This is a genomic window from Pseudothauera nasutitermitis (assembly GCF_004801295.1).
In the GTDB taxonomy this organism is placed as follows: domain Bacteria; phylum Pseudomonadota; class Gammaproteobacteria; order Burkholderiales; family Rhodocyclaceae; genus Pseudothauera; species Pseudothauera nasutitermitis.
In genome coordinates this window covers 77,787-89,712 of sequence record NZ_SSOC01000008.1, presented here as the reverse complement: position 1 = coordinate 89,712, position 11,926 = coordinate 77,787, and the positions used below count along the sequence as shown (strand labels likewise).

Sequence of the window (11,926 nt, the reverse complement as noted above, 5' to 3'; positions counted from 1 at the left end):
CAGACATAATCACTTTCATTTCTATCTTTTGCAGGAAAAACGCCTGCTGCGCCGCAATGGACAGAATCGACTTCAGAATCCTCGCCGAACTGCAGGCCGACGCCCGTCTGTCGCTGGTGGAGTTGTCGCGCCGCGTCGGGCTGACCAAGACCCCCTGCGCGGAGCGCATCCGGCGGCTGGAGAAGGCCGGGGTGATCCGCGGCTATCACGCGGACCTGAACCCCGAGGCCGTGGATGCCGGCCATATCGTCATCGTCCAGGTGCTGTTGACGAGTACCACCGCACACGATCTGCGGCGCTTCAACGAGGCGGTCATGCGCGTGCCGGAGATTCAGTCCTGCCACATGATCGCCGGCGACTTCGACTACCTGCTGAAGGTGCGCACGCGCGACATCCACGAGTACCGCCGGGTGATGGGCGAGAAGATCTCCGAACTGCCCTGCGTGAAGCAGACCCACACTTATGTGGTGATGGAGAACGTCAAGGACGAGATGGGGGTGCCGGTGGGGCGGAGCTGAACGGACGGAGACGGCGGCCGGCTTGTCCGCCACTGCCGTGCAGCTGTGGCCTCCCGCCCGGATGATCAGTCCGGAATGCTGCGGGCCTGGCCGTGGTCGCCCGCCTGCCGGGAGGTTTTCTTCAGGCGGTAGTCGAGTTGGGGGCGGGTGATGCCGAGCAGGCGGGCCGCAGCGGCCAGGTTGCCTTCCGCGCGTTCCACCGCGCACTGCAGCAGCGCCTGCTCGAAACTTTCCAGGTCCAGCCCGGCGTCCAGCACCGCAGCGGGCAAGTCGGGCACGGCCGGGGGCACCGAGTGCTCTTCCAGCGTGCCAGCGGCGTTGAGGCCGCTGTGGGGCTCATCCTCGCTGGTGGCGCCGAGGAACAGGTGTTGCACCTCGATCATGCCGTTGTGCGGCGCCAGGATCACGCCGCGTTCGAGGACGTTCTCCAGTTCGCGCACGTTGCCCGGCCAGGAATGGCACTTGAGCGCATGCATGGCCCTGTCGGTGATGCCGGCGATGCGCTTGTCGTGCAGGGTCTGGAAGCGTTCCATCATCGCTTCGGCCAGCGGCGGAATGTCTGCGGCGCGCTCGCGCAGCGGCGGGATGGTGATCGGATAGACGTTGAGGCGGTAGAACAGGTCCTTGCGGAAGCTTCCCGCCGCCACCGCCGTGCGCAGGTCCACGTTGGTGGCCGCGACCAGGCGGACGTTCACCTTGCGCGTGTGGTCGTCGCCCAGGCGCTCGATCTCGCCCTCCTGCAGCACGCGCAGCAGCTTGGCCTGGGCGGCCAGCGGCAGTTCGCCGATTTCGTCGAGGAACAGCGTGCCGCCGTCGGCGCGCTCGAACTTGCCGGCGCGCGAGGCATGCGCTCCGGTGAAGGCGCCGCGCTCGACGCCGAACAGTTCGGACTCGATCAGTTCGTCCGGCAGTGCCGCACAGTTGACGGCCACGAAGGGCGCGTCGCGGCGCGGGCTCATTTCATGGAGTGCCCGTGCGAAGCGCTCCTTGCCGACCCCCGTTTCGCCCAGCAGGAGCACCGACACGCTGGTGCCGGCCGCCTTCACCATCAGATCGTAGGCGCTGCGGAAGCCGCTGGAGTTGCCGATCAGGCTGGGGATGCGCCGCGGACAGACGATGCTGCGCCGCATGGCTTCCATTTCCTCGCGCAGTTCCAGCAGGCGTCCGACTAGCGTGTCGGCCTCGAAGTAGGGGGTCAGTTCGTGGGCGTCCGGCCAGTCTTCGGCCGGCTTGCCGACGATGCGGCAATGCTCCGTGCCGGTGGCCGTGCACTGCTCTTCGCGGAACAGGATGAAGCGGCCCATGAAGGCCGAGGTATAGCCCGAGGCGTAGCCGATCATCATCCAGCACACCGGGTGGTCCACTTCGCCGAACTGCTGGACGTGGGCTTCCGCCTCCCAGGAGTGGCGCCACAGGAACTCGCCGTAGAAGCCGCCGCTGTCCGGGTCGATGTCCAGGCGCACCGGTTCGACCTGCACGCAGCCTTCCAGCATGTGCAACTGCGGGCCGACGGCGAAGGCTTCGGCCAGGCTGCAGGCGCTGCGGGTCTTGCGTGCCAGTTCCGCGTCGCGCATGCCGGAAGCGAAGCCCATGCGGGTCAGGATGCGGCGGGCCTGCTCCCTGCCGATGGAGGCGATCAGTTCCCTGCGCAACTCGGACAGGGCGGCCACGTGCAGCAGCACCATGCGGTTCTCGCCCAGCCAGATCAGGCCGTCTTCGGCGGAAAAGCGCAGCAGGCTGCGCAGGTCGGCACTTTCCGGATAGTGGATGGTGTTTGCCTGCAAGGACTCCTCCTTCCTTCTTCGGCGCCGTTCTGTGACGGGCTCTCTTTCCCGCTTATAGCACAGGTGGCGGGCGGGTTGCGCGGAAAGGCGTGTTTATATCGATCGAAGTGCATAATCTCGATATATTGCCGTGGGTAGCATGTATTTTGCCTGTTCAGGCCGGTCGTGGCGGCGGTGGATCATTTCACCACCTGCCGTGCGGTCCGCCAAAGCGAAAAAAAGGAGGAGACATGGGTGGTCGTTTTTGGGTGTGCATCGACGGTTGCGAGCAGCGCGTGGTTTGCGCGGACGACCAGAACGTGCTGCGCGCGATGGAACTGCTGGGCCGCCGCGGCATCCCGGTAGGCTGCCGCGGCGGTGGCTGCGGGGTGTGCAAGGTGCAGGTGCTGCGCGGCCGCTACCGTACCAGCAGGATGAGCCGCTCCTGCGTGAGCGCGGAGGAAGAGGCCGCTGGCGTGGTGCTGGCCTGCAAGCTGTTTCCCGCCAGCGACCTGGCACTCAGGGTGGTGGGCAAAATGGGCAGGGCGTTGGAGCGGGGCTGCGGCTGAGGGGGCAGAGCAGGCGCAGAAGGGAGTACGGCGGCCGGAGCGCGCAGGCGTTCCGGCCTTTCTTTTTGCTGCAAGGCAATAAGGCGGCTTGTGCAAATGGTGAAGCGTAGGGGTGGATTTGATCATTTGATGATCTGATAAGTTTTGCTGATTGAAGCAATAAATATCGAGAAAGTGCATTTTCTGTGTAAGTGCCTGGTTTTCGTGAACATGGCACGAAGCTTGTTAGGTGACCCCCGCCACACCCCCGCAATGTTCCAGCTTGGAGAAAGGCCGGCCCATGAACACCGAAAAGCCCGAGATCGACGTCAATCTGAAGTTCGTCCGCCTGATCGAGCGCCGGCCCGACGGGTTCGTCGAATTCGAGTTCGCCATCGGCGAGCCCGATCTGTGCGTGGAACTGCTGCTGCCGGAGGAGGGCTTCCGGCAGTTCTGCCGCAGCAACGCGGTGCAGTTCCTGCCGCCGCGCGAGGCCACCGGCAGCGATTGGGAGTGGGGGCTGCGCGAGGCGACCCGCCAGCGTTTCCGCTGAGCGGTCCATACAAGACCAAGGAGGAGAGAGTTCATGCACATTGACCTGCGCACCGTATCCATCAAGCCGCTGCGCCAGACCTTCGACCATGTGGCCAGACGCATCGGCGAGGGCAAGGCGGCATCGCGCTACCAGGAAGGCACGTTGGACCTGCAGGCCACGGCCAATTTCCACTACCGCCCCACCTGGGACCCGGCGCACGAGATCTTCGACGTCTCGCGCACCGCGCTGCGCATGGCGGACTGGTACGCCTTCAAGGACCCGCGCCAGTTCTACTACGGCACCTACACCATCACCCGGGGGCGGCAGCAGGAGACTGCCGAGGCCAATTTCGACTTCGTCGACACGCGCGGCCTGGCGGACATGCTGGAGCCCGAACTGCGCACCGCCGCCACCCGGCTGCTGGTGCCGCTGCGCCACGTGGCCTGGGGGGCGAACATGAACAACGCCGCCATCTGTGCCTATGCCTACGGCACCGCGATCACCCAGCCGTGCATCTACCACGCCATGGACCAACTGGGCATCGCCCAGTACCTGACCCGCGCCGGCCTGCTGCTGGGGGATCTGGACGCGCTCGACGAGGGGCGCCGCGCCTGGCTGGAGGACGAGGCCTGGCAGGGGCTGCGCCGCTACGTGGAAGACAGCTTCGTGGTGCAGGACCCGATCGAACTCTACGTGGCGCAGAACGTGGCGCTCGACGGCCTGCTCTACCCGCTGGTGTACCTGACCACGGTGGACGACGTGTTCGCCAGCCGCGGCGGCAGCGCGGTGGCCCTGCTCACCAGCTTCATGAGCGAATGGTTCCAGGAAACCCGCAAGTGGGTGGACGCCACGCTGAAGACCGCGGCCGGCGAATCGGCGGACAACAAGGCCCTGCTGGAGCACTGGAGCACCCACTGGCGCGACCGCGCCGCCTCTGCGCTGCGCCCGGTGGCCCGCATCGGGCTGGGGGAGGCGGCCGACGAAATGCTGGCCGACGCGCTCGGCCAGTTCAACGCCCGCCTGGCGAAAGCCGGCCTGACCGTCTGAGGAGCCGCCGATGTCCACCGTATTCATCGCCTTTCAGGCCAACGAGGACACCCGCCCGATCATCGAGGCGATTGCCGAGGACAACCCCCACGCCCGCCTCAACGAGGCGCCGGCCATGGTCAAGATCGACGCCGAGGGCCGCCTGACGGTGCGCCGCAGTTCCATCGAGGAGCGCCTGGGGCGCGACTTCGACCTGCAGGAACTGCACGTGAACCTGATCTCCCTGTCCGGCCACATCGACGAGACCGACGACGAATTCACCCTGAGCTGGAATGCCTGAGGAAACCGCACAATGGACATGCACGCCCCCAAGAAGAAGCTCGGCCTGAAGGAAAAGTACCAGGTCATGACCCGCGGCCTGGACTGGGAGCCGAGCTACCAGAAGAAGGAAGACATCTACCCCTATGCCACCTACGAGGGCATCAAGATCCACGACTGGGACAAGTGGGAAGACCCCTTCCGCCTCACCATGGACGCCTACTGGAAGTACCAGGCGGAAAAGGAGCGCAAGCTCTACGCCATCATCGACGCCTATGCGCAGAGCAACGGCCACCTGAACGTGACCGACGCGCGCTACCTGAACACGGTGAAGCTCTTCCTCACCGGCGTGAGCCCGCTGGAATACATGGCCCACCGCGGCTTCGCCCACGTGGGCCGGCAGTTCCCCGGCGCCGGGCCGCGGGTGGCCTGCCTGATGCAGTCGCTGGACGAGATCCGCCACGCCCAGACCCAGATCCACGCCCTGTCCAACTACAACAAGCACTACAACGGCCTGCATGAGTTCCGCCACATGCACGACCGGGTGTGGTACCTCTCCGTGCCCAAGAGCTTCTTCGACGACGCGATCACCGCCGGGCCGTTCGAGTTCATGATCGCCATCGGCTTCTCGTTCGAATACGTGCTCACCAACCTGCTGTTCGTGCCCTTCGTCTCCGGCGCGGCCTACAACGGCGACATGGGCACCATGACCTTCGGCTTCTCCGCCCAGTCCGACGAGGCCCGCCACATGACCCTGGGTCTGGAGGTGATCAAGTTCATCCTCGAACAGGACCCGGACAACCTGCCCATCGTGCAGCGCTGGATCGACAAATGGACCTGGCGCGGCTACCGCGTGCTGACCCTGGTGGCGATGATGATGGACTACATGCTGCCCAAGCGCACGATGAGCTGGAAGGAAGCCTGGGAGGTGTACTTCGAGGAGAACGGCGGCGCCCTGTTCAAGGACCTGGCCCGCTACGGCATCAAGATTCCCAAGTGCGCCGAGACCATCGCGCTGGAAAAGGACCACCTCTCCCACCAGGCCTGGGGCACCTTCTACAACTACGGCGCGGCCGCGGCCTTCCACACCTGGGTGCCGGAGAAGGACGAGATGGACTGGCTGGCGGCCAAGTACCCCGACAGCTTCGACAAGTACTACCGACCGCGCCTGGAATACTGGCGCGAGCAGGCCGCCCAGGGCAAGCGCTTCTACAACAAGACCCTGCCCATGCTGTGCCAGACCTGCCAGATCCCCATGCTGTTCACCGAACCGGGCGACCCCACCAAGATCTGCTACCGGGAGGTGGACTACAAGGGCGGCAAGTACCACTTCTGCTCCGACCACTGCAAGGAGATCTTCGAGCACGAGCCGGAGAAGTACGTGCAGTCCTGGCTGCCGGTGCACCAGATCTACCAGGGCAACTGCTTCCCGGAAGGCACCGACCCCACCGCCGAGGGCTTCGACCCGCTGGCCGCGGTGCTGCAGTACTACCACTTGGAATTCGGCCGCGACAACCTGGATTTCGAAGGCTCGGAAGACCAGAAGAACTTCGAGACCTGGCGCGGCCAGGCCACGAAGAACGTCTGACGCGGGTCCGCACACAGCATACGAGGAGACACCACATGGCCGTAGCCGCCATCACCCAGTACGAATTCGCACCGCTCGACAGCGTGGAGAAATTCCACGGCAACCAGTTGCTCTACATCGGCTGGGAAGACCACCTGCTGTTCTGCGCCCCGTTCGCCTTGCCCTTTCCGCCCGCCATGCGCTTCGGCGACATCGTCACCGGGGTGCTGCCCGGCTGCTTCGGCTACCACCCGGATTTCGCCCGCATCGACTGGGCGAAGGCCGAGTGGTTCAAGTCCGGCAAGCCCTGGCAGCCGGACTTCGGCAAGTCGCTGGCGGAGAACGGGCTGGGGCACAAGGACGTGATCCGGTTTCGCACGCCGGGGCTGAACGGCATCGCCGGTTCCAGCAGTTGAGAACGGGCACGCCCCGTTGAACGCCCACGGAAACTCCCCTCTCCCCAACCCCTCTCCCGCGGGGGGAGAGGGGCTTTGCACCCCCCAACGGAAACGCACCATGAGCTACGAACTGACCATAGAACCGCTCGGCCAGACCATCGCCGTCGAGGACGAGCAGACCATCCTCGACGCCGCGCTGCGTGCCGGCATCTGGCTGCCCCATGCCTGCTGCCATGGCCTGTGTGCCACCTGCAAGGTCAAGGTGGTGGACGGCGAGATCGACCACGGCGAGGCGTCCAGCTTCGCGCTGATGGATTTCGAGCGCGACGAGGGCAAGGCCCTGGCCTGCTGTGCGCGCCTGCAGAGCGACGTGGTGATCGAGGCCGAAGTGGATGACGACCCGGACGCCGAATCCATTCCGGTGCGGGATTTCCACGGCACCGTCGGCCGGATCGAAGCCCTCACGCCCACCATCAAGGGCGTGTTCATCACCCTGGACGAGCCCATCCGCTTCCAGGCCGGGCAGTACATCAACCTGGAGATCGACGGCGGGCGCCTGTCCCGCACCTTCTCGCTGGCCAACCCGCCTTCCGGCGGGCGCGCGGTGGAGGTGGAACTGGACATCCGCATCGTGCCGGGCGGCGAGGGCACCGGCTGGATCCACCACCACCTGCAGGCCGGCGACCGGGTCAAGCTGTCCGGCCCCTACGGGCGCTTCTTCGTGCGCCGTTCCGCGCCCCAGCCGCTGATCTTCATGGCCGGCGGCTCGGGGCTCTCCAGTCCGCGGGCGATGATCCTCGACCTGCTGGAAGCCGGCGACCCGCGGCCCATCACCCTGGTCTACGGGCAGCGCAACCGCGCGGAACTGTACTACCACGAAGCGTTCCTCGCCCTGGCCGCGCGCCACCCGCAGTTCCGCTACCTGCCGACCCTGTCCGACGAAGCCGCCGATTCCGCCTGGCAGGGCGCGCGGGGCTTCGTGCACGAGGCGGCGCTGGCGCTCTTCGGCGGCGACTTCCGCGGCCACAAGGCCTACCTGTGCGGCCCGCCGCTGATGATCGAGGCGTGCATCGCCGCGCTGATGCAGGGGCGGCTGTTCGAGAACGACATCTACACCGAGAAGTTCTTCTCCGCGGCCGACGTGCAGCAGGTGCGCAGCCCGCTGTTCAAGAGAATTTGAGATTTCTCAAATAATCTCGAGAAAAGTTTACTTTATCGTATTTCACGCGCTACCATTCCCCAGCCTGATGTTCGATGGCTGACAACCCGTTTCGATCCGGCTGGCAATGCACGGACGAGCGAACGACTGGAGGAGACGACCATGGCAATGACTGGTGTATTGCGTCCGGGCCACGCCCAGATCCGCGTGCTGGACCTGGAAGAAGGCATCAACCACTACAAGAACGTGCTCGGCCTGATCGAGACCGGCCGCGACAAGCAGGGCCGGGTGTACTTCAAGGCCTGGGACGAGCGCGACCACAACAGCGTCATCATCCGCGAGGCCGACAGCGCCGGCATCGACTTCTTCGCCTTCAAGGTGGCCGACCAGGCCACGCTGGACAAGCTGGAGCGCGACCTGCAGGAATACGGCCTGAAGACCGAGCGCATCCCCGCCGGCGAACTGCTGGAGACCGGCGAGCGGGTGCGCTTCGGCATCCCGTCCGGGCACCAGATCGAGCTGTACTGGGAAAAGACCGACATCGGCACGCCCGAGACCTACACCAACCCGCCGCCGTGGACCGACAGCGCCGAGCACGGCATCGCGCCGATCCGCCTGGACCACTGCCTGCTGTACGGCCCGGACATCGAGAAAGTGCAGGAGATCTTCGAGAAGGTGCTGGGCTTCTACCTGGTCGAGCACGTGCTGATGGAAGACGGCAAGACCAACCTGGCGGTCTGGCTGTCGTGCTCGATCAAGGCCCACGACATCGCCTTCGTGCGCCACCCCGAGCCGGGCAAGCTGCACCACGTCTCCTTCCTGCTGGAAAGCTGGGAGAAGGTGCTGCGCGCGGCCGACATCATGTCGATGAACAAGGTGTCGATCGACATCGGCCCGACCCGCCACGGCGTCACCCGCGGCACCACGATCTACGCCTTCGACCCCTCCGGCAACCGCTTCGAGACCTTCTGCGGCGGCTATCAGAGCTACCCGGACTGGAAGCCGGTGACGTGGACCTGGGACGAAGTCGGCGCCGGCATCTTCTACCACGACCGCAAGCTCAACGAGGCCTTCCTCAGCGTGGTGTCCTGAGGCGAATCGGTCCAGGGCAAGCGTATGCAGCCGGCACTGCGTGCTCCCTCTCCCCTCGCGGGAGAGGGGAGTTTCGTGCCCGCAATGAGGGCAACGAGCAGGGGGCAGAGCCTCAGCCGCGCTTGCCGTGGGTGAAGAAATCGGCCGGCATGCGCTTGACCGCGTCGAGCGTGCGCAGGATGTGCTCGGACAGGATGGAAACGGCGCGCGTGGCGTCGCGCGCCAGCGTGGCCTCGAAGATGGCCTGGTGTTCGGCGTGGATGTCGCGCGCGATGGGCTGGCGGAACAGGCTGATGCGCCGGTAGCGCTCCGACTGCTGATAGAGGATGTGCTGGAAATGACGGATCCACCGCGACGGGCAGGCGGCGATCAGCGCCTCGTGGAAGGCGCGGTTGCGCGTCTCCCATTCCTCGGTGGTGCTCACGTCATGGTCGGCGAGCTTCTGCTCGGCGCGCGACAGGCGGTGGAAGGCGGCCACCAGATCGGCCTCCCAGGCTTCGTCGCCGCGCGCGATGGCTTGGCGCAGGGCCTCGGATTCGAGCAGCACGCGGGTGCGGGTGATGTCCTCGAAGTCGGCCAGCGAGATCGGCGCGACGCGAAAGCCGCGCTGTCCCTGGCCGACCACCAGGGCGTCGGTGACCAGCAGCAGCAGCGCCTCGCGCAGCGTGCCGGCGCCGACCTCGTACTGGTCTTTGAGGTGCTCCACGCGCAGCTTTTCACCGGGCGGATGCACGCCTTCGATGATGTCGCGGCGCAGCCGGTTGTAGGCGGCCTCGACTAGGGTCTTGGGCTCGGCTGCGGCGTGCGGCTGGAGGGTGGCGGTGTCGTTCATGAGGATGGTCTGCGCGGCAATCTCGTTACTGCGGATTCTAGCCGAGGCCCGGAACGCCGGATATCATCTCGTAAAAATCTCGATATTATTTATTGACATCGATATTTGCCCGGGTCTATCTTTCCCACCTGGACACGTGCCGGCCCCTGCGGGGCGGACAAGGAGAGCAGGAATGAACATCGCAGTGCCGCAGGCAACGATTTCCTGGGAAGCGGCCCATGCTGCGGTGAAGGCCGCGGTGGGCCATGCCCGGTCGCTGGGCGTGCGGATCAACGTCGCGGTGGCCGACTGCGCCGGCAACCTGGTGGCCTTCCTGCGCATGCCCGGCGCCTTTCCGCAGTCGGTCCGCATCGCCATCGACAAGGCCCATACCGCCGGCGGCTTCGGCTTTCCGACCGCACAGTGGATGGACGTGTGCGCCGGCGACGAGGGCATGCGGCTGGGTTTTTCCGCCCAGCCCGGGCTGATCGTGTTCGGCGGCGGCCTGCCGATCCGCGCCCAGGGACAACTCATCGGCGGCATCGGCGTTTCCGGTGCCTCCGCACAACAGGACGAGGCGTGTGCGCGGGCGGGACTGCTCGAAATCGGCGCCGACGCCGGCGAAGCTTGACCACGGGCCAGAGTGCAAGCCTCGCCCTTCAGGGCGAGGTCAAGCAAGGCAAGCCAGTTTTGGCGCCGAAGGCGCCGCCATTTTGTGGCGAGGAAGCGCCTGCCTCCAGGCGGGAGTGACTCACGGAGAGAAGCCATGCAACAGATCCACAACTTCATCAATGGCGAGTTCGTCGCCACCGCGCGGACCTTCGACAAGCGTTCGCCGCTCGACAACCGCGTCATCGCCGCGGTGCACGAAGCCGGCCGCAGCGAGGTGGACGCCGCAGTGGCGTCTGCCCGCACGGCGCTGTCCGGCCCGTGGGGGCGGCTGACGGTGGCCGAGCGGGTCGACCTGCTCAACGCCGTGGCCGACGGCATCAACCGGCGCTTCGACGACTTCCTCGCCGCCGAGTGCGCCGACACCGGCAAGCCGCGCAGCCTTGCCAGCCACATCGACATTCCGCGCGGCGCGGCCAACTTCAAGATCTTCGCCGACGTGATCAAGAGCGTGCCCACCGAGTTCTTCGAGATGGCCACGCCGGACGGCCGCGGTGCGCTCAACTACGCGCTGCGCCGCCCGGTCGGCGTGGTCGGGGTGATCTGCCCGTGGAACCTGCCGCTGCTGCTGATGACCTGGAAGGTGGGCCCGGCGCTGGCCTGCGGCAACACCGTGGTGGTCAAGCCCTCGGAAGAGACCCCGCACACCGCCACCCTGCTCGGCGAGGTGATGAACGAGGTCGGCCTGCCCAAGGGCGTCTACAACGTGGTGCACGGCTTCGGCCCCGGTTCGGCGGGCGAGTTCGTCACCACCCATCCGCAGGTCAACGCCATCACCTTCACCGGCGAGACCCGCACCGGCGCCGCGATCATGAAGGCCGCGGCCGACGGCGCGCGCCCGGTGTCGCTGGAGATGGGCGGTAAGAACCCGGCCATCGTGTTCGCCGACTGCGACTTCGACGCCGCGATCGAAGGCACGATGCGCTCGGTGTTCGCCAACTGCGGCCAGGTCTGCCTGGGCACCGAGCGCGTCTATGTCGAGCGGCCACTGTTCGAACGCTTCGTCGCGGCGCTGAAACAGGGCGCCGAGGGCCTCAAGCCCGGCCGTCCGGAAGATCCGGCCACCGGCCTGGGGCCGCTGATCTCGCAGGAACACCGCAGCAAGGTGCTCTCCTACTACGAGAAAGCGAAAGCGCTCGGCGCCACCGTGGTCACCGGCGGCGGCGTGCCGCAGATGCCCGGCGAACTGGCCGAAGGCGCCTGGGTGCAGCCGACGATCTGGACCGGGCTGGGCGACGACTCGCCGATCGCGCGCGAGGAGATCTTCGGCCCGTGCACGCTGATCCAGCCCTTCGACGCCGAGGACGAGGTGATCCGCCGCGCCAACGACACCGACTACGGCCTGGCCTGCTCGGTGTGGACCCGCGACCTGGCCCGCGCCCACCGGGTGGCGGCACAGATCGAAGCCGGCCTGGTGTGGGTGAACTCTTGGTTCCTGCGCGATCTGCGCACCCCCTTCGGCGGCGCCAGACAGTCCGGCATCGGCCGCGAGGGCGGCGTGCATTCGCTGGAGTTCTACACCGAACTCAAGAATGTCTGCATCAAGCTGTGAGCGTGCCGC

At 66.3% G+C, this 11,926-nt stretch carries 13 protein-coding genes; 11 read left to right on the top strand and 2 right to left on the bottom strand.

The window, feature by feature from the left end; all coding sequences use genetic code 11:
* Positions 1–56 precede the first annotated feature (56 nt).
* Positions 57–518, top strand: a complete 462-nt coding sequence (locus E6C76_RS19590; protein ID WP_136349949.1) for an Lrp/AsnC ligand binding domain-containing protein — start codon at positions 57–59, stop codon at positions 516–518.
* 65 nt (positions 519–583) lie between these two features.
* On the opposite strand, the gene E6C76_RS19585 is transcribed toward E6C76_RS19590, so the two are convergent.
* On the bottom strand, positions 584–2,302 hold the full coding sequence (locus E6C76_RS19585) for a sigma-54-dependent Fis family transcriptional regulator (RefSeq protein WP_230976334.1): 1,719 nt from the start codon (positions 2,300–2,302) through the stop codon (positions 584–586).
* Between the two features lie 230 nt (positions 2,303–2,532).
* Between E6C76_RS19585 and E6C76_RS19580 the strand changes: the two genes are divergently transcribed.
* From E6C76_RS19580 to E6C76_RS19545, 8 genes are all read left to right on the top strand, one after another.
* Positions 2,533–2,850, top strand: a complete 318-nt coding sequence (locus E6C76_RS19580) for a 2Fe-2S iron-sulfur cluster-binding protein (RefSeq protein WP_136349948.1) — start codon at positions 2,533–2,535, stop codon at positions 2,848–2,850.
* Between the two features lie 280 nt (positions 2,851–3,130).
* Positions 3,131–3,382, top strand: coding sequence for a phenol hydroxylase subunit (locus E6C76_RS19575; RefSeq protein ID WP_136349947.1), 252 nt, complete (start codon positions 3,131–3,133; stop codon positions 3,380–3,382).
* Positions 3,383–3,415: 33 nt separating this feature from the next.
* A complete protein-coding gene (locus E6C76_RS19570) occupies positions 3,416–4,411 on the top strand; it encodes an aromatic/alkene monooxygenase hydroxylase subunit beta (RefSeq protein ID WP_136349946.1) in 996 nt (331 codons plus the stop codon).
* 10 nt (positions 4,412–4,421) lie between these two features.
* Positions 4,422–4,691, top strand: a complete 270-nt coding sequence (locus E6C76_RS19565) for an MmoB/DmpM family protein (RefSeq protein WP_136349945.1) — start codon at positions 4,422–4,424, stop codon at positions 4,689–4,691.
* A 12-nt stretch (positions 4,692–4,703) separates the two neighbouring features.
* A complete protein-coding gene (locus E6C76_RS19560; RefSeq protein WP_136349944.1) occupies positions 4,704–6,257 on the top strand; it encodes an aromatic/alkene/methane monooxygenase hydroxylase/oxygenase subunit alpha in 1,554 nt (517 codons plus the stop codon).
* A gap of 35 nt (positions 6,258–6,292) precedes the next feature.
* Positions 6,293–6,652, top strand: coding sequence for a phenol hydroxylase subunit P4 (locus E6C76_RS19555; protein ID WP_136349943.1), 360 nt, complete (start codon positions 6,293–6,295; stop codon positions 6,650–6,652).
* Positions 6,653–6,752: 100 nt separating this feature from the next.
* Complete coding sequence (locus tag E6C76_RS19550) at positions 6,753–7,814, top strand: NADH:ubiquinone reductase (Na(+)-transporting) subunit F (protein WP_136349942.1); 1,062 nt, start codon at positions 6,753–6,755, stop codon at positions 7,812–7,814.
* 141 nt (positions 7,815–7,955) lie between these two features.
* Positions 7,956–8,885, top strand: coding sequence for a catechol 2,3-dioxygenase (locus E6C76_RS19545; protein ID WP_136349941.1), 930 nt, complete (start codon positions 7,956–7,958; stop codon positions 8,883–8,885).
* A 112-nt stretch (positions 8,886–8,997) separates the two neighbouring features.
* Here the strand turns inward: E6C76_RS19545 and E6C76_RS19540 are convergent, their stop codons facing one another.
* Entirely contained in the window at positions 8,998–9,717 is a 720-nt protein-coding gene (locus E6C76_RS19540) for an FCD domain-containing protein (protein WP_136349940.1), read from the bottom strand.
* 172 nt (positions 9,718–9,889) lie between these two features.
* Between E6C76_RS19540 and E6C76_RS19535 the strand changes: the two genes are divergently transcribed.
* Positions 9,890–10,327, top strand: coding sequence for a GlcG/HbpS family heme-binding protein (locus E6C76_RS19535; RefSeq protein ID WP_136349939.1), 438 nt, complete (start codon positions 9,890–9,892; stop codon positions 10,325–10,327).
* 135 nt (positions 10,328–10,462) lie between these two features.
* Positions 10,463–11,917 (top strand): 2-hydroxymuconic semialdehyde dehydrogenase, encoded by a 1,455-nt coding sequence (locus E6C76_RS19530; protein ID WP_136349938.1) that lies wholly within the window; start codon positions 10,463–10,465, stop codon positions 11,915–11,917.
* Positions 11,918–11,926 lie beyond the last annotated feature (9 nt).

What these genes read in the sequence shown, in the direction of transcription:
- E6C76_RS19590 (WP_136349949.1), top strand. Translation starts at nt 57, where the DNA reads ATGGACAGAATCGACTTCAGAATCCTCGCCGAACTGCAGGCCGACGCC.
- E6C76_RS19580 (WP_136349948.1), top strand. Translation starts at nt 2,533, where the DNA reads ATGGGTGGTCGTTTTTGGGTGTGCATCGACGGTTGCGAGCAGCGCGTG.
- E6C76_RS19575 (WP_136349947.1), top strand. Translation starts at nt 3,131, where the DNA reads ATGAACACCGAAAAGCCCGAGATCGACGTCAATCTGAAGTTCGTCCGC.
- E6C76_RS19570 (WP_136349946.1), top strand. Translation starts at nt 3,416, where the DNA reads ATGCACATTGACCTGCGCACCGTATCCATCAAGCCGCTGCGCCAGACC.
- E6C76_RS19565 (WP_136349945.1), top strand. Translation starts at nt 4,422, where the DNA reads ATGTCCACCGTATTCATCGCCTTTCAGGCCAACGAGGACACCCGCCCG.
- E6C76_RS19560 (WP_136349944.1), top strand. Translation starts at nt 4,704, where the DNA reads ATGGACATGCACGCCCCCAAGAAGAAGCTCGGCCTGAAGGAAAAGTAC.
- E6C76_RS19555 (WP_136349943.1), top strand. Translation starts at nt 6,293, where the DNA reads ATGGCCGTAGCCGCCATCACCCAGTACGAATTCGCACCGCTCGACAGC.
- E6C76_RS19550 (WP_136349942.1), top strand. Translation starts at nt 6,753, where the DNA reads ATGAGCTACGAACTGACCATAGAACCGCTCGGCCAGACCATCGCCGTC.
- E6C76_RS19545 (WP_136349941.1), top strand. Translation starts at nt 7,956, where the DNA reads ATGGCAATGACTGGTGTATTGCGTCCGGGCCACGCCCAGATCCGCGTG.
- E6C76_RS19540 (WP_136349940.1), bottom strand. Translation starts at nt 9,717, where the DNA reads ATGAACGACACCGCCACCCTCCAGCCGCACGCCGCAGCCGAGCCCAAG.
- E6C76_RS19535 (WP_136349939.1), top strand. Translation starts at nt 9,890, where the DNA reads ATGAACATCGCAGTGCCGCAGGCAACGATTTCCTGGGAAGCGGCCCAT.
- E6C76_RS19530 (WP_136349938.1), top strand. Translation starts at nt 10,463, where the DNA reads ATGCAACAGATCCACAACTTCATCAATGGCGAGTTCGTCGCCACCGCG.